The sequence below is a fragment of the Falsiroseomonas sp. RANM36 genome (assembly GCF_056682175.1).
In genome coordinates this window covers 1362691-1380216 of the sequence record NZ_JBWXTD010000003.1, presented here as the reverse complement: position 1 = coordinate 1380216, position 17526 = coordinate 1362691, and the positions used below count along the sequence as shown (strand labels likewise).

The following is a 17526-nucleotide window of genomic DNA, read 5'->3' as shown; positions in this document are numbered from 1 at the left end:
CCCTCCCTCCCCCGCATGCGGGGGAGGGCCGGGGTGGGGGCGCGAGCGACAGCGCCAGACAGGACGACCCCGCATGACCCTCACCCTCGCCTCCACCCTCAGCGACCGCACCCGGCCGATCCATGACGGCCGCGTCAGGGTCGAGGGCTTCGACCTCGGCTTCGTCGCGGGCGAGCCGGAAGAGCTGTTCCGCATCGCCATGCGCGACGCCGCCCACGCCATCACCGAGCTCTCGATGTCGAGCCACATCCTCTCGGTCGCGCGCGGCGACAGCCGCTACATCGGCATCCCCGTCTATCCCTCGCGCAGCTTCCGCCACAACGCGATCTATGTCCGCACCGATCGCGGCATCGCACGGCCGGAGGACCTGGCCGGGCGGACCATCGGCACGCCCGAATACCAGCAGACCGCCGGCCTCTGGATCCGCGGCATGCTGCGCGAGCAGCATGGCGTGGACACGCGCGGCATGACCTGGATCACCGGCGGCGAGCGCACGGCCATCGCGCTGCCGCCCGGCCACGACGTGCGGCCCATGCCGGCGGGCGACTCGCTGGATGCGATGCTCGCGGAAGGCCGCATCGACGCCTTCATGGGCCCGCGCCCGCCCGCCTGCTTCGTCGCCGGCAGCGCGCCCGTCGTGCGCCTCTTCGCCGATCCGCGCGCGGCGGAGGAAGCCTATCACCGCGCCACGGGCTTCTTCCCGATCATGCATTGCATCGCCATCCGCCGCGACGTGGCGGAGGCGCACCCGACCCTGCCCGTCGCGCTGCTGCGCGCCTTCGAAGCGGCCAAGGCGATGGCGCTGGCCGACCTGGCGCTGACCAACGTGCTGCGCGTCTCGCTGCCCTGGATCGCCTACGAGGCCGAGCGGCAGGCCGCGATGATGGGCGGCGATCCGTGGCCGTACGGCTTCGCGCGCAACCGCGACGAGATCGCCGCGATGTGCCGCTATGCGATGGCCGACGGCCTGGCGATGCGCGAGGTCGCGCCGGAGGAGCTGTTCCACCCCGACACCTGCGCGGCCTGACCGGGCACGCGCAGGCGCCGCCCGTCCCGGATCACGCCTGCCAGTAGAGCCGCGTCGGGTTGTCCACCAGGATGCGGTGGCGCAGCGCCTCGTCGGCGATCGCCTCGGCCAGCAGGTCCACCAGGTCGCCGTCGTTCGGCATGTCGCCGGCGATGTTCGGATGCGGCCAGTCGGTGCCCCACAGCAGCCGGTCCGGCGCATCCGCGGCCAGGGTGCGGATGAAGGGCAGCGCGTCGCGGAAGGGCGCGCCGGTGGAGCTGATGCGCTCGGCGCCGCAGATCTTCACCCAGGCCAGCGGGTTCTTCATCAGCTCCCGCAGCTGGGCGAAGGCCGGCTGCTCCACGCCGTCCTTCGCCTTCACCCGCGCCATGTGGTCGATCACGAAGGGGATGCGGATGGCGGAGATCACCGGCGCCAGCGGCACGATGTCCTGCGCATCCAGATGCAGCACCACATGCCAGCCGAGGGGTTCGACCTGCGCCAGCACGCGGCGGAACACGTCCATGTCGGGCATGCCGCCGAGATGCTTCACGAAGTTGAATCGCACGCCGCGGATGCCGCCCGCATGCAACCGCGCGAGCTCGACATCGGTCACGCCGGGATCCACCACGCAGACGCCGCGCATCGCCCCGCCTGACCGCGCGATGCCGTCCAGCGTCACGCGCATGTCGCTGCCGTGGCAGGAGGCATGCACGATGACGGCCCGCGAGATGCCGAGGATGCGGTGCAGCCTGACCAGGTTCTCGTAGCCGTTGTCGGGCGGCGTGTAGGCGCGGTCCGGCGCATAAGGAAACACGTCGCCCGGACCGAAGATGTGGCAATGCGTGTCGCAGGCGCCCGGCGGCGGCCGGTAGCGCGGCGTCTTCGTGTCCGGGTCCGGACCCCTGCAGGTCGGAATCTTTCGGGCGTGCTCGCTCATGCTCATCCCTGCTGCGCGATCCCCGCCTTCTGGATCACCTCGGCCCAGCGTGCCGTGTCGGCGGCGAGCAGGGCGCCCATCTGCTCCGGCGTGCCGCCCTTCGGCTCCACGCCGACCGCGGTCAGCGCGGTGCGCAGCTCGGGCCTGGCCAGCGCCTCGTTCACGGCGCGGTTGATCGTGGCGATCGCCTCGGCCGGCGTGCCGGCGCGCGCCACCAGCGCGTTCCAGGACGCGACGTCGTAGTCGGGCACGCCCTGCTCCATCAGCGTCGGCACGTTGGGCAGGTTCGCCGCGCGCTCGGCCGAGGTGACGCCGAGCACGCGCAGCGCGCCGGACTGGATCTGGCCGAAGATCGGGCCGGTTATCTCGAAGGCGGCGTCCACGTCGCCGCGCAGCACCGCGGTGACGAGCGCGGGCGTCTGCGGGAACACCACGGTCTCCGCCTGCGTCCCGGTGCGGATCTTGAACAGCTCCGCCGAGAGGTTCTGCGTGCTGCCACGCGTGATGGTGCCGATGTTCAGCTTGCCGGGCTCGGCCTTCATCCGCGCCACCAGGTCGCCGATGCCGCGGAGCGGCGAATCCGGCTTCACCACCACGGCGATCGGGAAGGCGCCCATGGTGATGATGGGCGCGAGATCCTTCAGCGGATCGAGCGGCAGGTTGCGGAACAGGCTGGCGCTGATCGCGGTGCCGTTGCTCGCGACCATCAGCGTGTGGCCGTCCGCCGGCGCGCCGGCCAGCGCCTGCATCGCCACGATGCCGCCGGCGCCCGGCCGGTTCTCCACCACCACCGGCTGGCCCTGCAGCGGCGCGATCTGCTGCGCCACCGCGCGCGCGGTCAGGTCCGCGACGCCGCCGGTGCCGAAGGGCACGACGATGCGCACGGGCCGGTTGAAGGTCTGCGCGCGCGCGCCGAGCGCGGGCGCGGACAGGGGCCCCGCGCCGCCGGGGTTGCCGGGCGGGCGGGGCGGCGCCGCGGGGGGGCGCGTACCGCGCGGCGCCCCGGGGGCCGCGACGGGTGATGCGGGTCATGCTCATGCGGTCCAGTCCGCGGCGACGAAGCGGAAGCCCTGGCCATCGCGCGCGATGAAGCCCTGGGCGGGGAAGGGGAAGTGATAGCCGGTCACGCGGATGCGGTCGGCGGCCACGCGGTCCAGCATCCGCCGGCGCGTCGCCGCCGCGGCGGCCGGATCGAAGTCGAACATCACATGCATGTCGGGCCGGCGCGCGAAAAGCTCGGGCCGGTGGGTGATGTCGCCCAGCACCATCAACTGCTCGGCGCCGTCCGCCACCAGCCAGCAGGTATGCCCCGGCGAATGGCCATGCGCGGCAACGGCGCGGATGCCCGGCGCGGCCTCCTGCCCGTCCTCCACCTGGCGGATTCGCCCGGCATAGGGGCCGAAGCGGCGCTGCGTATTGGCGAAGTTCGGCTTCTGCCGCTGCGGCGCCGCGCCCTCGTTGCTGCCGTCCGTCCAGTAGCGCCACTCCGCGGCCGGCACCACGATCTCCGCATTCGGGAAGACCGCGACATTCTCGCGCGTGGTCAGGCCGGTGATGTGGTCGCCGTGGAAATGCGTGAAGACGACCAGGCCGATGCGCGCCGGGTCGATCCCCGCCGCCTGCATGTTGGCGGCGAGTTGGCCGGCCATCGGCGAAAGCTGGCCGCCGGTGCCGGCGTCGAACATCACCAGCGTGCGGCCGGTGTCCACCACCGTCACCGTGTAGGGCGTGATGTAGTGCGTGGTGGGCAGGAAGCTCTCGGCCAGCGTCGCCTGCACCTCGGCCAGCGGTGCGTTCAGCACGAAGCCGTCGAGGTTCAGCCGCGCGGTGCCGTCGAACAGCGTGGTGACGGTGAAGCCGCCGAGCCGCGAGCGGTGGAAGCCAGGGTTCACCAGCGGCGCCGGCGCTGGCGCCGGCGTCTGCGCCGCGGCGGGAAGCGCCGCGCCCAGCAGGCCGGCGGCGCCGGCAAGGCCGGCGGCCCGGCGTGTGACGATGCTCATGATCCTTCTCCTCCCTGTGTCAGGTTCAGTCGGCGCGCACATTGGCACGTCTGATCAGCGCGCCCCAGCGCTCGCGCTCCGCGACGATCAGCGCGCGGAACTGCTCCGGCGTGCCGGGGGCCGGATCGGCGCCCTCCGCCTCGAGCCGCGCGCGCAGCTTGTCGCCGCGCAGGATACGCGCGCTTTCCGCATTCAGGCGATCCACGATCGTCCGCGGCGTGCCCGCCGGAGCGACCAGGCCGTACCATTGCGTCGCGTCGAAGCCCGGCACGCCCTGCTCCGCGATGGTCGGGATCTCGGGCGCGCTCGACAGCCGCTGCAGCGAGGAGATCCCGAGCGCCCGCAACTGCCCCGCGCGCACCGGCGGCAGGGCGGGCGGGCCGCCGGTCATCGTCAGGTCGATGGTGCCGGCGATCAGGTCCGTCATCATCGGCCCGGTGCCGCGATAGGGCACATGCGTCATCTCGATGCCCGCGGCGTCGCTGAAGGCGACCGCGGCGATATGCGCGGCCGAGCCGTTGCCGCCCGAGCCATAGGTGAGGCCGCGCGGATCGCGCTTCGCCAGCGCGATCAGCTCCTGCACGCCGCTCGCCTGCACCTTGCGCGGGTTCACCACCAGGATGTTCGGCACGATCGCCACCAGCACGATCGGCTGGAAGGAGGTGACGGTGTCGAAGCTGAGGTTGCGGTAGAGCGAGGGGTTCACCGCCAGCGTGCCGATATGCCCCATCATGATCGTGTGGCCGTCCGGCGCGGCGCGGGCGACGACCTCGGACCCCAGCGTGCCGCCGGCGCCCGCGCGGTTCTCCACCACGAAGGGCTGGCCGAGCGCGTCCTGCAGTTCGGTGGACAGCGCGCGCGCCAGGATGTCCGTGCTGCCGCCCGGCGTGAAGGGCACGACGACGCGCACCGGCCGGCTCGGCCAGGGCGCCTGGGCCTGCGCGAAGCGCGGCAGCGCGAGGCCGCCGGTGGCGAGACCGAGCAGCGTGGCGCGGCGGGTGATGGGGTGCATGATGGGTTGTCCTCCCTTGCCGCGTCAGGCGATGCCCGGCGGCAGCCCGGCCCAGGCCGCGTCCACCGTCAGCGGGCGCTGCAGCAGGCCCTGTTCCGTGCAGTAGCGGATGGCGAGCGCGATGGCCGGATCCAGCGCGTCGCGCCCCTGCGGCAGGGCGCTGCCGGCGGTCGCGGCACGGAACAGGCGCGCGACCTCTGCCACGGCATCGGGCCGCGTCTCCGCAAGCTGCTGCCGAACGCAGACCAGGTGGTTGACCGGCACGAAGCCGTGCTGCGCCCGAAAGGCGGCGCCGGCCGCGGCGACGTCGGCGAAGACGGTACGCAGCGCCGGGTCGTCCGGCAGGTCGTTGCCGAAGATGGCGGCGTCGATCTCGCCGCCCTTCAGCATGGCGAGCAGATCCGACCCCTTCGGCGCGCGCTCCACGAAGGGCGGGTCGCGATACTCGGCGACATGCGCGTCCTCGAAGGTCACCCAGCGCACGGCATCCGCGGCGACGCCGTGCCGCTCGGCCAGCACGCCGCGCAGCCAGAGGCCGGTGGTCTGGCTGTAGGCGCGCACGCCCACGCGCTTGCCGACAAGGTCCTCCGGCCGCTGCACGGGTCCGTCCTTGCGGCAGAGCAGCGCACCTTCCTGGAATCGCGCGGCGAGCGTCACCGGCAGCAGCACGAGCGGCTTGCCCCAGGACTTCGCCATCAGGAAGGTGGCGATCGCCATCTCGCTGACGTCGTAGCGCGCCTCCCGCACCATCGGCGCGAAGGCGCGGCTCGGCACCGGCAGGTCCGCGCAGTCGAGCCTGACCAGCGGCGAGGCGATCGCACCCGACAGGATCGCTTCGGTGTGCGGATAGCGACCGATGGCGGCGCGCAGCGTGACCGGCTCAGCCATCGGAGTCCTCGTAGCGCAGGCCCTTCCTGGCCAGCGCCTCGCGCATGCCATAGATGTCGAGGCCGAGCTCGCCGGCCTTGAGGCGGGCGCGCGTCGCATTCTCCTTCGCCTCGCGCGCGGCGCTGGCCTTGAGCACCGCCTCGGCCTCCGCGCGCTTCACCACCACCACGCCGTCGTCGTCACCGACGATCAGGTCGCCCGGATCGATGGCCTGGCCTGCGACGACGACCGGAACATTCACGCTGCCGAGCGTCTCCTTCACCGTGCCCTGGGCGGAAACGGCCTTCGACCACACCGGGAAGTTCATGTCGTGCAAGGCCGCGACGTCGCGGCAACCGGCCTCGATGACCAGGCCGACCACGCCGCGCGCGGCCAGCGAGCAGGCCAGCAGTTCGCCGAAATAGCCGGCGTCCGAGGGCGAGGTCGGCGCGACCACCAGGATGTCGCCTTCGCGGCACTGCTCGACCGCGACATGGATCATCCAGTTGTCGGCCGGCGGGATGGAGACCGTCACCGCCGTGCCGACGGCGCGCGCGCGCGGATAGATCGGGCGCATGTGCGATTGCAGCAGCCCCTTGCGCCCCTGCGCCTCATGGATCGTCGCGACGCCATAGGGCGCGAACCGCGCCGCAAGCTCCGGCGCCACGCGCGGGGGATTGCGCCTGACGACACTCATGCGCCGACCTCTCGGAAGAAGGCCTCGACGATGGCGTTGAACTCGGCGGCGCGCTCGAAATGGCCGGAATGGCCGGCGCGCGACAGCGTCACGGCGCGTGCGCCCGGCACGGCCGCGGCCATCGCGGTGCCGGAATAGGGCAGCACCACATCCTCCTCGCTCGGCAGGAACAGCACCGGCGTCTTCGCGGCGGCGAAGCTCGCCGGCGCGCGGTTGCGCATCGCGCCGAGCTTCGCGCGCACGGCCTCCCGGTCGAAGCCCTGCGTCAGCCCGTAGATGTGGTTGTAGAGATGGTGCAGCGCCGGCTGCTCCTCCGCCATGCGCGCGCCGGCGGCGGGGTTGATGCCGCGCGCGACAAGCGCCGCGCGCGCCGCCGCCGAATCATGAGTCGGCGCGCCGCCCGGCGCCTGGCGCGGATCGAGCGAGCCGATCGTGGCGCCCAGCACCAGGGCCTTCACGCGGCCGGGCCGCAGCAGCGCGTATTCCACGCCGGTCCAGCCGCCCATGGACTGGCAGACGATGCGGATGTCGCCGAGGTCCAGCGCATCCACCAGCGCCGCCAGGTCGCCGGCGTATTCGGCAGGATCAGGCACGCCCGCCGGCGCGACGGACGGGAAGAAGCCGCGATGCGAGAAGGCGACGCAGGTGTGGCGCGGTGCGAAATGCGCCACCTGCTGCCACCAGGACATCAGGTTGCCGCCGAGACCATGCGCGAAGACGATGGCCGGCCCTTCGCCCGTGACCTCATAGGCGATGCGCGCGCCGTCCGGCCTCTCGACGAAGCCGGCGCGGCGCGGAGGTGCCCGGAAGCTCACGCCAGCGTCTCCACCACATGCGGGAACACCGCCTGGTAGCCCTCGCCATAGGTGATCTTCTTCTCGGAGTTGCGCGCCGCCTGCGCACCGCGCTGCAGCGCCACGCGGGTGTAGTATTCCCAGAGATGCTCCTGGCCTTCCATGCACTCGATCGCCGCGCGCTTCTTCTCCCACACGCTGTCGATGCCGAGCAGCACGTCGGGCTTCCAGTCGCACTGCTCGGGCTGGTGCGGCTCGAACAGGAAGACCGGCGGGGCCCCCAAGACCTTCTGGTGCGGGTTGTGGCCATGCGCCTGCGCGGTGATGCGCGCGTTCTGCGCCCAGGCGGTCACCGCCGGATGGTCGTGGTTGTAGATGTCCTTCTCGGAGTGCGTCAGCATGAACTTCGGATGGATGGCGCGGAACACGTCCACCAGGCGGAAGAACGCCTCGCTGGTCAGGTTGATCGGGTAGTCGCCGAGGTCCCAGAACTGGATGTCGTGCACGCCGAGCACCTCGGCCGCGCGCTTCGCCTCCGCCTCGCGGCCGGCCTTCACCTTGTCCATCGTCATGCCGGGCTGGCGCCACAGCTTCGCGCTCTCGCCGCGCTCGCCGTAGGAGAGGCACACGACCGTCACCTCCCAGCCCTTCGCCGCATGCAGCGCGATGGCGCCGCCGGCGCGCCAGACGAAGTCGGCGGAATGCGCGCTGACGACGAGCGCGGTGTTGGCGGGCATCTCGATCTACCTCTTGCTGTCGGGCAACGGCGGCGTGCCGTGCGTATGGAAACTCTCGATGGTCTTGAGGCCCCAGGCCTGGCCCTTCTTCCGCTCGGTCTCGGTCCAGGTGATGGTCTTCCAGTCCGGCGCCAGGATCAGCCGCGCGCCGGCATGCGCCACCTCCACGCGGTTGCCGCCCGGTTCCCAGACATAGAGGAAGAAGGTCTGCTGCACGGCGTGCTTGTGCGGCCCCGTCTCGATGAAGACGCCGGCCTCGAGGAAGGTGTCGGCCGCCTGCAGGATCGCCTCGCGGCTGTCGAGCGCGAAGGTCACGTGGTGGAAGCGGCCGGCCACGCCATGCGCCTCCTTCGTGAAGGCGAAGTCGTAGGATTTGTTGTTGGAGGTGAGCCACATCCCGGCTTCCTCGCCGCTGTCGAGCTCGATGCGCTCCGTGCAGCGCAGGCCGAGATTGCGCATGAAAAACTCGCGGCAGGCGCGGACATCCACGGCGAGGCAGTTGAAGTGATCGAGCCTGCGGACATTCACGCCGCGCGCCGGATAGCGTTCCGCCTGGTTCTTCAGCGCGGGGCGGCGGTCGGGCGGGGCCTCGTACCACTCCGTCTCCCAGTAGAGCTCGAAGACATGGCCGTCCGGGTCGCGGAACTGCCAGGCCGGCCCATGTCCGAAATTCCCGTCCGCTCGCGTCACCTCGCAGCCATCGGCGCGCAGCGCGGCCAGGCGGCGTTCCAGCGCCTGCGCGCTGCGGGTGCGGAAGGCGGCATGGCCGAGGCCCGATGTGTGCGAGGCGGTGAGTTGCAGCGAATAGCGCTCGTAGTCGTCCCAGCCGCGCAGGAAGACGCTGTCGCCCTTCTCGCCGCTGACCGTCATGCCCATGACGTCGCGGAAGAAGCGCAGGCTTTCCTCCGGTTTCGGCGTCAGCAGCTCGACATGCCCGAGATGGGCGATGTCCATGACAGGCTCGTCGCCCTGCATGGGTTTCCTCCGTCCCGCGACGCTACCTAGGCCCGGTGCGGCGACGAGTCCTATCGCTTCTTGCCGGCTTGGTATCATTGTTCGGCATATCGGCCAGCCCGCGGGCGGAAATCTCCGCCAGGTGGTCGCGCAGGCAGCCGAGGAAGGCGGCCGCGGCGGCGGAGGGCTTGGCGTCCGGCGGCAGGATCAGCCCCGCGGGCCGCGCCGGCGCCGGGATGGGCAGCGGCACCACGCGCAGCGCGCCGCGCAGCAGGTCGCCCGCCATCATCAGCCGCGGCATGACGGAAAGGCAGTCCGTCGCCAGCAGCATCTCCCGGATGAACCCGTAGGAGGAGGAGCGCATCGGCGCCGCGGGCATCAGGCCGAGCAGCGAGAGAAGCTGCTCGATCTCCTGCCCGACACGCTGCGTCACGGTGGGCAGCACCAGGTCGTGGCGGCGCAGCGCCTCCTTCGTCACCGGGCCTTCGCGCGCCAGGATCGGATGGTCGGCGCGGGCGAGGATGGAGATCGGCTCCTCCCACAGCGCCTCGCGCAGGAAGCCGTCCGGCAGCGGCGGCGCGTAGAGCCGGCCGACGACCATCTCCACCTCCCGCGCCGCCAGCAGCGCCAGCAATTCCTCCGTGCGGCCCTGCTGCAGGCGGACCTGGATGGCGGGATGGCGCTGCTTCAGCCGGATCAGCGCGCCCGGCAGCACGCCGACCGCGGCGACCGGCAGCACGCCGATCGCGACGCTGCCGCCTTCCGCGCTGCCGACCGCGTCCAGCTCCTCGTCGGCGCGGCGAAGCTCCGCCAGCACGCGCCGCGCCGCGCGCACCATGACCATGCCCTCCTGCGTCGGCCGCACGCCGCGCGGGTGGCGGTCGAACAGCCGCGTGCCGGCGATCTCCTCGAGTTCCTGCAGGCTGCGCGTCAGCGCCGGCTGGCCGAGGCCGAGCGCCGAGGCCGCCTTCAGCAGGCTGCCATGCGCCTCCAGCGCGTCGGCGACGCGCAGCAGCGGCAGCTTCAGGCGCTGGTCGAGATAGCGCCGCGGCATGCCGCGCTCAGCCGGCGGTCTCCGCCAGCCAGGCCATCGCCGCGTCCACGCCGCCCGGCGCGTGCGGCATGCCTTCCAGCCGCAGCCCGATCTCCGTGGCGCCGAGGATGCCCAAAATCATCGGCTCGTTCAGGTCGCCGAGATGGCCGATCCGGAAGACCTTGCCGCCGAGCCGGCCGAGTCCGCCGCCGAGCGCGACGTTCATCCGGCCCACGCGGCGCCGCAGCGCCTCCGCATCCGCGCCCTCCGGCACCAGGATGGAGGTGACGGAATCGGAGAGCCGCTCCGGCGACAGGCAGAAGATCTGCGGCCCGTTGTTGCCGGACCAGTGCCGCACGCAGCGGCGCACCGCTTCCGCCAGGCGATGGTGGCGGGCGATGACGTTGTCGAGCCCCTCCTCCTCGATCAGGCGCAGCGCCTCCTGCAGGCCGTAGAACAGCGCGATGGGCACGGTGCCGATGAAGCTGCGGTGCCGGCGTTCCAGCATGCGGCTCCAGTGGAAATAGTGCTTCGGCAGGCGTGAGGATTCATGCGCCCGCATCCCCTTCTCGGAGACGGCGGTGAAGCTGAAGCCCACCGGCAGCATCAGCCCCTTCTGGCTGCCGCCCACCGCCGCATCCACGCCCCAGGCGTCATGCCGGTACTCGAGCGAGCCGAGGGAGGAGATCGTGTCCACCAGGAACAGCGCGGGATGCTTCGTCTCGTCCAGCAGGGCGCGGATGCGCGGCAGGTCGAGCGTCATGCCGGTGGAGGTCTCGTTGTGGACGGCGCAGACCGCCTTCAGGCGATGCGCGCCATCGGCGGCCAGCGCCGCGCGCAGCGCGGCATAATCCACGCCGCGCCGCCAATCGGCCGGCAGCGTCTCCACCTCCAGGCCGAGATCGGTGGCCATGCGGCCCCAGGATTCGGAGAAATGCCCGGTCTCGATCACCAGGATGCGGTCGCCGGGCGAGAGCAGGTTGGCCAGGGTGGCTTCCCAGGCGGCGTGGCCGGAACCGGTGTACATGAACAGGTGCTGCTCCGTCCGCAGCACCCGCTTCAGCCCGGCGATGCAGGCATCGTAGATCGCCAGGAAATCCGGGCCGTTGAAGTCCACCGTGTGGTGGGCCACGGCGTGCTGGATGCTGTCCGGGATGTTGGTCGGTCCCGGATTGGCGAAGAAGTGGCGGCCACGCGGCGTCATGGGCGTTTCCCTCGGCCCGTCGGGGTGACGGCCCGTCGCGGAGTTGTCTCCGCAAACCGGGCAAAAGGGAAGCCGGGTCAGCCCTTGACGGCGCCCGCGGTCAAGCCTTCCACGATCCGCCGCTGGAACACCAGCACCAGCAGGATGAGCGGCACCGTCACGATGACCGAGGCCGCCATGATCCGCCCCCAGGGCAGCTCGAAGGCGGAAGCGCCGCTGATCAGCGCGATCGCCACCGGCACCGTGCGCATCTCGTTGGTCAGGGTGAAGGTCAGCGCGAAGAGGAACTCGTTCCAGGCCGCGATGAAGGCCAGCAGCCCGGCGGTGGCCATCGCCGGCGCCATCAGCGGCAGGAACACGCGGGTGACGATGGCGAAGGGCGTGGCGCCGTCCACCATCGCCGCCTCCTCCAGCTCCTGCGGCAGCTCGCGCATGAAGGTGGTCAGCACCCAGACCGTGAAGGGCAGGGTGAAGATCAGGTAGCTCAGCGTCAGCCCCAGCAGGGTGTTGTAGAGGCCGAGGAAGCGGATCAGCTCGAACATGCCCGACAGCACCGCCACCTGCGGGAACATCGAGACGGAGAGGATCACCATCAGCAGCGGCACGCGGCCGCGGAAGCGGATGCGCCCGAGCGCATAGGCCGCGCCCGCCGCCAGCGCCAGCGAGACGCCGACGACCGATCCCGCGACGAAGACCGAGTTCAGGATGTTGCGGCCGAAGGGCTGCTGGCGGAACAGCTCGGCGTAGTTGCTCCATTGCGGATCGCGCGGCCAGAGCGCGGTGCCGAACAGCGCCTGCCCGCCCTTCAGCGAGGACACGATCGCCCAGTAGAAGGGAAAGACCGTGTAGAGCACGATCGCCGCGACCAGCAGCGCAAGGCCGATGCGCGCGGCGGCGCGGCGCAGGTTCCGCCGCATCTCAGCCGCTCGCCGTCTCGAAGCGCACGCGCCCGGCGACGATGATCAGCGCGGCGCAGGCGGCGACGACCAGCACCAGGAAGGCGGCGGCGGCCGAGCCCATGCCGACATCCTGGAAATCCACCAGCTGCTGGCGCGCATAGACCGACATGGACGCGGTGGCGGGGCTGTTGCCGGTCAGCACATACATCAGGTCGAAGACGCGCAGCGCGTCCAGCGCGCGGAACAGCACCGCGACCATCAGCGCCGGGCGGATCAGCGGCAGGGTGATGCGGAAGAAGATGCCGACCGGGCCGAGCCCGTCGATCCGCGCCGCCTCGTAGATGTCGCGCGGCACCATCTGCAGCGCGGCGAGGATCAGCAGCGCCATGAAGGGCGTGGTCTTCCACACATCCACCGCCACCACCGACCACAGCGCGAGCGCGGGATCGGCCACCCAGGCCAAGGGCGTGGCGATGAGGCCGAGCGCGAGCAGCACCTCGTTGATCACGCCGTACTGGTCATGCAGCATCCAGCCCCACATCTGCGCCGAGACGACGGTCGGGATCGCCCAGGGGATCAGCATCGCCGCGCGCAGCGGCCCGCGCCCGCGCAGCCGCGCATTGAGCGTCAGCGCGATCACCAGGCCGAGCAGCGTCTCCAGCGTCACCGAGACGGTGGCGAAGACCAGCGTGTTGCGCACCGCGCGCCACCAGTCCGGGTCGCTCGCCAGGATCTCGAAGTTGAGCAGGCCGACCACGTCGTGGTCGGCGATCTCGAACAGCGTCGCATCGGTGAAGGCGAAATAGAGCGTGCGCAACAGCGGCCAGCCGGCGACCAGCGCCAGCACCAGCAGCATCGGCGCCAGGAACAGCCAGGCGGTGCGCCGCCGGCGCCGCTGCATCCCGGAGATCCCGGCACGGATGCGCGGCGCGGGCGCGGGCGCCGCGCGCGCCGCGGCGCTCACCAGCGGCCGGCCCGGCCGATCCGCTCGAGGCTGCGCGCAAGCGCCGCCAGCGCCGCGTCGGGCTCCGCCTGCCCGGCCAGCACGCCATGGACGGACGCGGCGAATTCGGCGGAGACGCGGTTGTAGCGCGCGCCCGTCACGCCGGAGGGGCGCGCCACCGCGCTGCGCAGCGTCTGCACCATGTCGCGGAAGAAGGGATTGGGCGCCAGCACCTCCTCATCGGCATAGAGCGCGACGATGCTCGGCGTGAAGCCGCCGGCGATCGCCCGGCGCTTCTGCTCGGCCTGGCCGGTCAGGTGGCGCACCAGGTCCACCGCCTCATCGGGGTGCCGCGTGTAGCGCGAGACGGCAAGCTGCTCGCCGCCGAGCCCCGCCGCATGCACGCCGCCCGGGACATCGCCGCGCGGCAGCACCGCGACGCCGACCTTGCCGCGCACCGGGCTGTCCTCCGCGTTGAGCAGCGGCCAGGCATAGGGCCAGTTGCGCATGAAGACCGCGTTGCCCGACTGGAAGACGCCGCGCGATTCCTCCTCGGCGTAGTTCAGCACGCCGAGCGGCGTGATCGTGCCGATCCAGGACCGCGCCAGCGCGAGCGCCTGCACCGCGCGCGGATTGTCCACCGAGACCTTGCCGTCCGCCTCCACGATGCGGCCGGCATCGTGGCTGGCCAGCCATTCGATGCCGTTGACCGTCAGCCCCTCATAGGCGCGGCCCTGGAACACATGGCCCCACATCCGCTCGTTGCCGCGCGCACGCTCGGCCTGCATCACCACGCGCGCCGTCTCGGTCAGCGCCTGCCACGTCTCGGGCACCGGCCGGTTCGCCGCCTCCAGCAGGTCGCGGCGATAATAGAGGATGCCGGCGTTCACGAACCACGGGACCGCCACCAGCCGGCCGTCCACCGTGTTGTTCCGCACCACCTCCGCGAAATGGCCGGACACGTCGATCCGGCCGGAGAGATCGAGCAGATGGCTCGCCAGGATGCCGGGCCAGACCACGTCCACCTGGAACACGTCGATGTCGGGCGAGCGCGCGGCGAGCAGCTGCTGGTACAGCGCCAGCCGCTCCGTGCCGCTGTTCGGCGTGGAGACCAGGCGCACCTGGTTGCCGCTGCGCCGCGCCCATTCCTCCGCGCCTTCGCGGCAGAGCCGCGCCTCGATGCCGAGCGCGCTGCAGGAGATCGAGATCGTGACCTGCGCCGCGGCGCGCTGCGGGGACAGCACGCCGAAGGCGGCCATCGTGCAGAAGACAAGAGAAGCCGCAACGCCTCGACGCATGCCCTTCGTTCCTCCCTGTCGCCGCACGGAAGATGGCCCTGGCGCGCGCGAGAGGAAACGCTTGCGCAGCGGAAGCGGCCCGCCGCGCACGAAGTCGTGACCGTGCGGCGGCGCACTACATCGCGGTGCCGCCGATGGTGAGCCCGGTCATCTTCAGCGTGGGCTGGCCCACGCCCACCGGCACGCCCTGGCCCTGCTTGCCGCAGGTGCCGATGCCGGGATCGAGCCCCATGTCGTTGCCGACCATCGCGACCTTGGTCAGCGCATCCGGCCCGTTGCCGATCAGCGTCGCGCCCTTCACCGGCGCGCCGAGTTTTCCGTTCTCGATCAGATAGGCTTCGCTCGCGCTGAACACGAATTTCCCGGAGGTGATGTCCACCTGCCCGCCGCCGAAGTTCAGGGCGTAGATGCCGCGCTTCACGCTGGAGAGAATCTCCGCAGGCGCATGCGCGCCGCCGAGCATCACGGTGTTGGTCATGCGCGGCATCGGGATATGCGCATGGCTCTGGCGGCGTCCGTTGCCGGTGGGCTGCACGCCCATCAGCCGTGCGTTCTGCCGGTCCTGCAGGAAGCCGACGAGCACGCCATCCTCGATCAGCACGGTGCGGCCCGAGGGCGTGCCCTCGTCATCCACGGTGATGCTGCCGCGGCGATCGGGGATGGTGCCGTCATCCACCACCGTCACGCCGGGCGAGGCGATGCGCTGCCCGAGCAGCCCGGCGAAGGCGCTGGTCTTCTTGCGGTTGAAGTCGCCTTCCAGCCCGTGGCCGATCGCCTCGTGCAGCAGGATGCCGGGCCAGCCGGGGCCGAGCACCACCTCCATCTCGCCGGCCGGCGCGGGCACGCTGTCGAGATTGACCAGCGCCTGGCGCAGCGCCTCGTCCACCGCGCCCTTCCAGCTGGCCTCGTTCAGCACGCGGTCATAGGCGAAGCGCCCGCCGGTGCCGAAGCTGCCGGTCTCCCGCCGCCCGTTCGCCTCCACCACCACCGCGACATTCATCCGCACCAGCGGGCGCAGATCGGCCACGCGCCGGCCGTCGGGGCGCAGGATCTGCACCGCCTGCCACTCGCCGGTGATGGACGCCATCACCTGCTTCACGCGGCTGTCCTTCGCGCGGGCATAGGCGTCGATCTCCTGCAGCAGCGCGGTCTTGGCGGCGAAGCCCATCGCGCTCAGCGGGTTCAGCTCGGAATAGAGCTGGCGGTTGGTGCTGCGCGGCGCGACGTCCAGCGTGCCGGAATGCCCCGCGGCCACGGCCTTCACCGTCTCCGCCGCGCGCGCCAGCGCGGCTTCGGACAGCTCGGCCGCATGCGCGTAGCCCGCCGCCTCGCCCGCCACGCTGCGCAGGCCGAAGCCGCGCGTCGCGTCGAAGGAGGCGCTGCGGATGCGGCCATCCTCCAGGCTGATCGCCTCGCTCTCCCGATGTTCCAGGAACAGCTCCCCGTCCTCGGCGCCGCGCGCGGCCTCCGCGGTCAGCCGCTCGGCGGCGGCGCGGTCGAGGGTGGAGAAGAACAGCGTGTCGGTGGCGGCGAGCGCGTCGGTCACGTCGTGGTCCTTACGCAGGAAGGGATCAGCCCGGCAGCGCGCCGGCCGTCGCGGGCAGGTCTTCGGATATGGGGAGCAGGCGGTCGGGCGGGAAGCGCAGCACCGCGACCGTGCCCGGCCCCGGCGGCTGCTCCAGGCTGAGCGCGCCGCCGAGCGCGATGGTCAGCGTCCGTGCCAGATGCAGGCCGAGGCCGGAGCCCGGGAACTGCCGCGAGAGCGAATTGTCGAGTTGCGTGAAGGGCTCGAACATCCGGTCCCGCTCCTCGGGCGGGATGCCGATGCCGGTGTCCGCCACGCGGATCACCAGCCCACCGGCCTCCAGCGCGGCGGAGACGGTGATGCTGCCGCCCGTGGGCGTGAACTTCAGCGCGTTGGAGAGCAGCTTGTCGAGCACCTGGCGCAACCGCCGCGCATCGCCGCGCAGCGCCGGCAGCCCCTCGCCGAGTTCGGCATGCAGGCGAAGACCCCGCGTCTTCGCCATCGCCGTCGCCGCGGACAGCGCGCTCTCGATCACCTCGGCGGAGCAGATCGGCAGCTCCGCCACGGCCAGCGCGTCGGCCTGGCTGCGCGCCACGTCCAGGATGTCGTCCACCAGCTGCAGCAGGTGCTGCCCGGCCTCGTTGATCATCTCCGCGTATTCGCGCGTGCGCGACTGGTCCTTCTCCCGCCCGAGCGCCTCGGACAGGCCGATCACGACATTCAGCGGCGTGCGCAGCTCGTGGCTCATCGTGGCGAGGAAGCGCGTCTTCGCCTCGGAAGCCGCCTCCGCCAGCGCCCGGGCGCGCTCGAGCTCGGCGCGGATGATGCGCTCCTCGGTCACGTCGCTGTAGGTGATGACGAAGCCGCCATCCGGCGTCGGCTCGGAGACGGTGTCGATCACGCGCCCGTCCGGCTTGTCGCGGCCGTAGCGCAGGGGAAGGCTGCGGTCGTACGCCTTCATGCGCGCCGCCTGCTCCGCCGTCACCTGGCCGCGCGCCACCTGCTCGTCCAGCAATTCGTCCAGGCTGCGGCCGGGCAGCAGCCGCTCGCGCGGCATGCCGGTGAGCTCCGCGGTCTTGGCATTGGTCGCCAGCAGCCGCCGGTCCGGGCCGTAGAGGATGATGCCGTGGCGGATCGTGCCGAGCATCGCCTCCTGCAGCGCGGCGCGCTGGCGCAGCTCCTGCTGCGCCGCATGCAGCGCGGTGACGTCGGTGACGACCGAGATGTGGCCGCCATCGGGCAGCGGCGCGGCACGGATCGAGATGGCGGTCCCGTTCGGCCGGCGCCGCAGGCGCTCGCCGGGCTCGCCGTTCGGGCCGAAGGGATTCACCAGCACGTCGGCGGCGTAGGCGGCGCTGAACTCGCCCTCCGCGATGCGGCGCGCGGCGACGTCCTCGATGTGCTCGCCGAGCGCCAGCGGCGAGCCCTCCATGATGCGGCCATAGGCCTCGTTCAGCATCGCGACGCGCTGGTCGGGGCCATAGACGCAGACCCCGTGCGGCAGCGCGGCCAGGATCCCGTCCAGCAGCGCGGCGCGGCGCCCCGCCGCCGCCACGGCCGGCGGGAGCGCGCCGGGGTCGGGGGGCGCCACCCCGCACCCCCCCACCCCGCGGGGCG

At 71.9% G+C, this 17526-nt stretch carries 17 protein-coding genes; 1 reads left to right on the top strand and 16 read right to left on the bottom strand.

Features of this window, described 5'->3' with window-relative positions:
* The first annotated feature begins 73 nt into the window (after window positions 1-73).
* Window positions 74-1027, top strand: a complete 954-nt coding sequence (locus AC1MIR_RS11460) for an ABC transporter substrate-binding protein (RefSeq protein WP_480028286.1) — start codon at window positions 74-76, stop codon at window positions 1025-1027.
* Window positions 1028-1058: 31 nt separating this feature from the next.
* Here the strand turns inward: AC1MIR_RS11460 and AC1MIR_RS11455 are convergent, their stop codons facing one another.
* From AC1MIR_RS11455 to AC1MIR_RS11380, 16 genes are all read right to left on the bottom strand, one after another.
* Window positions 1059-1946 carry an amidohydrolase family protein gene (locus AC1MIR_RS11455; protein WP_480028285.1) on the bottom strand — a complete coding sequence of 296 codons (888 nt, stop codon included), beginning with the start codon at window positions 1944-1946 and terminating at the stop codon, window positions 1059-1061.
* 2 nt (window positions 1947-1948) lie between these two features.
* Window positions 1949-2830 carry a Bug family tripartite tricarboxylate transporter substrate binding protein gene (locus AC1MIR_RS11450; protein WP_480028284.1) on the bottom strand — a complete coding sequence of 294 codons (882 nt, stop codon included), beginning with the start codon at window positions 2828-2830 and terminating at the stop codon, window positions 1949-1951.
* 150 nt (window positions 2831-2980) lie between these two features.
* Window positions 2981-3946, bottom strand: coding sequence for an MBL fold metallo-hydrolase (locus AC1MIR_RS11445; protein ID WP_480028283.1), 966 nt, complete (start codon window positions 3944-3946; stop codon window positions 2981-2983).
* Between the two features lie 25 nt (window positions 3947-3971).
* Window positions 3972-4958 (bottom strand): Bug family tripartite tricarboxylate transporter substrate binding protein, encoded by a 987-nt coding sequence (locus AC1MIR_RS11440; RefSeq protein ID WP_480028282.1) that lies wholly within the window; start codon window positions 4956-4958, stop codon window positions 3972-3974.
* A 24-nt stretch (window positions 4959-4982) separates the two neighbouring features.
* Window positions 4983-5846, bottom strand: coding sequence for an ABC transporter substrate-binding protein (locus AC1MIR_RS11435; RefSeq protein ID WP_480028281.1), 864 nt, complete (start codon window positions 5844-5846; stop codon window positions 4983-4985).
* Window positions 5839-6522 carry a 4-carboxy-4-hydroxy-2-oxoadipate aldolase/oxaloacetate decarboxylase gene (locus AC1MIR_RS11430; protein ID WP_480028280.1) on the bottom strand — a complete coding sequence of 228 codons (684 nt, stop codon included), beginning with the start codon at window positions 6520-6522 and terminating at the stop codon, window positions 5839-5841. Before AC1MIR_RS11430 ends, AC1MIR_RS11435 begins: the two co-directional genes overlap by 8 nt.
* Window positions 6519-7337, bottom strand: a complete 819-nt coding sequence (locus tag AC1MIR_RS11425) for an alpha/beta fold hydrolase (protein ID WP_480028279.1) — start codon at window positions 7335-7337, stop codon at window positions 6519-6521. Before AC1MIR_RS11425 ends, AC1MIR_RS11430 begins: the two co-directional genes overlap by 4 nt.
* Entirely contained in the window at window positions 7334-8053 is a 720-nt protein-coding gene (locus AC1MIR_RS11420) for a PIG-L deacetylase family protein (RefSeq protein WP_480028278.1), read from the bottom strand. The genes AC1MIR_RS11425 and AC1MIR_RS11420 overlap by 4 nt, the downstream gene beginning before the upstream one ends.
* 6 nt (window positions 8054-8059) lie before the next feature.
* Window positions 8060-9007 carry a catechol 2,3-dioxygenase gene (locus AC1MIR_RS11415; RefSeq protein WP_480028277.1) on the bottom strand — a complete coding sequence of 316 codons (948 nt, stop codon included), beginning with the start codon at window positions 9005-9007 and terminating at the stop codon, window positions 8060-8062.
* Window positions 9008-9050: 43 nt separating this feature from the next.
* Complete coding sequence (locus AC1MIR_RS11410) at window positions 9051-10061, bottom strand: LysR family transcriptional regulator (RefSeq protein ID WP_480028276.1); 1011 nt, start codon at window positions 10059-10061, stop codon at window positions 9051-9053.
* Window positions 10062-10068: 7 nt separating this feature from the next.
* Window positions 10069-11244: a pyridoxal-phosphate-dependent aminotransferase family protein gene (locus AC1MIR_RS11405; RefSeq protein WP_480028275.1), complete on the bottom strand. Its 1176-nt coding sequence runs from the start codon at window positions 11242-11244 to the stop codon at window positions 10069-10071.
* A gap of 77 nt (window positions 11245-11321) precedes the next feature.
* Window positions 11322-12161 (bottom strand): carbohydrate ABC transporter permease, encoded by an 840-nt coding sequence (locus tag AC1MIR_RS11400; protein ID WP_480028274.1) that lies wholly within the window; start codon window positions 12159-12161, stop codon window positions 11322-11324.
* A 1-nt stretch (window position 12162) separates the two neighbouring features.
* Window positions 12163-13044: a carbohydrate ABC transporter permease gene (locus tag AC1MIR_RS11395; protein ID WP_480028273.1), complete on the bottom strand. Its 882-nt coding sequence runs from the start codon at window positions 13042-13044 to the stop codon at window positions 12163-12165.
* A 59-nt stretch (window positions 13045-13103) separates the two neighbouring features.
* Window positions 13104-14384, bottom strand: coding sequence for an ABC transporter substrate-binding protein (locus AC1MIR_RS11390; protein ID WP_480028272.1), 1281 nt, complete (start codon window positions 14382-14384; stop codon window positions 13104-13106).
* Between the two features lie 115 nt (window positions 14385-14499).
* Window positions 14500-15930, bottom strand: coding sequence for a metalloprotease TldD (tldD, locus tag AC1MIR_RS11385; protein WP_480028271.1), 1431 nt, complete (start codon window positions 15928-15930; stop codon window positions 14500-14502).
* A gap of 25 nt (window positions 15931-15955) precedes the next feature.
* The coding region (locus AC1MIR_RS11380) for a sensor histidine kinase (protein ID WP_480028270.1) at window positions 15956-17526 on the bottom strand (1571 nt) is incomplete at its 5' end.

Coding starts and splice junctions, on each gene's coding strand:
- AC1MIR_RS11460 (WP_480028286.1), top strand. CDS start 74: ATGACCCTCACCCTCGCCTCCACCCTCAGCGACCGCACCCGGCCGATC.
- AC1MIR_RS11455 (WP_480028285.1), bottom strand. CDS start 1,946: ATGAGCGAGCACGCCCGAAAGATTCCGACCTGCAGGGGTCCGGACCCG.
- AC1MIR_RS11445 (WP_480028283.1), bottom strand. CDS start 3,946: ATGAGCATCGTCACACGCCGGGCCGCCGGCCTTGCCGGCGCCGCCGGC.
- AC1MIR_RS11440 (WP_480028282.1), bottom strand. CDS start 4,958: ATGCACCCCATCACCCGCCGCGCCACGCTGCTCGGTCTCGCCACCGGC.
- AC1MIR_RS11435 (WP_480028281.1), bottom strand. CDS start 5,846: ATGGCTGAGCCGGTCACGCTGCGCGCCGCCATCGGTCGCTATCCGCAC.
- AC1MIR_RS11430 (WP_480028280.1), bottom strand. CDS start 6,522: ATGAGTGTCGTCAGGCGCAATCCCCCGCGCGTGGCGCCGGAGCTTGCG.
- AC1MIR_RS11420 (WP_480028278.1), bottom strand. CDS start 8,053: ATGCCCGCCAACACCGCGCTCGTCGTCAGCGCGCATTCCGCCGACTTC.
- AC1MIR_RS11415 (WP_480028277.1), bottom strand. CDS start 9,007: ATGGACATCGCCCATCTCGGGCATGTCGAGCTGCTGACGCCGAAACCG.
- AC1MIR_RS11410 (WP_480028276.1), bottom strand. CDS start 10,061: ATGCCGCGGCGCTATCTCGACCAGCGCCTGAAGCTGCCGCTGCTGCGC.
- AC1MIR_RS11405 (WP_480028275.1), bottom strand. CDS start 11,244: ATGACGCCGCGTGGCCGCCACTTCTTCGCCAATCCGGGACCGACCAAC.
- AC1MIR_RS11400 (WP_480028274.1), bottom strand. CDS start 12,161: ATGCGGCGGAACCTGCGCCGCGCCGCCGCGCGCATCGGCCTTGCGCTG.
- AC1MIR_RS11395 (WP_480028273.1), bottom strand. CDS start 13,044: ATGCAGCGGCGCCGGCGGCGCACCGCCTGGCTGTTCCTGGCGCCGATG.
- AC1MIR_RS11390 (WP_480028272.1), bottom strand. CDS start 14,384: ATGCGTCGAGGCGTTGCGGCTTCTCTTGTCTTCTGCACGATGGCCGCC.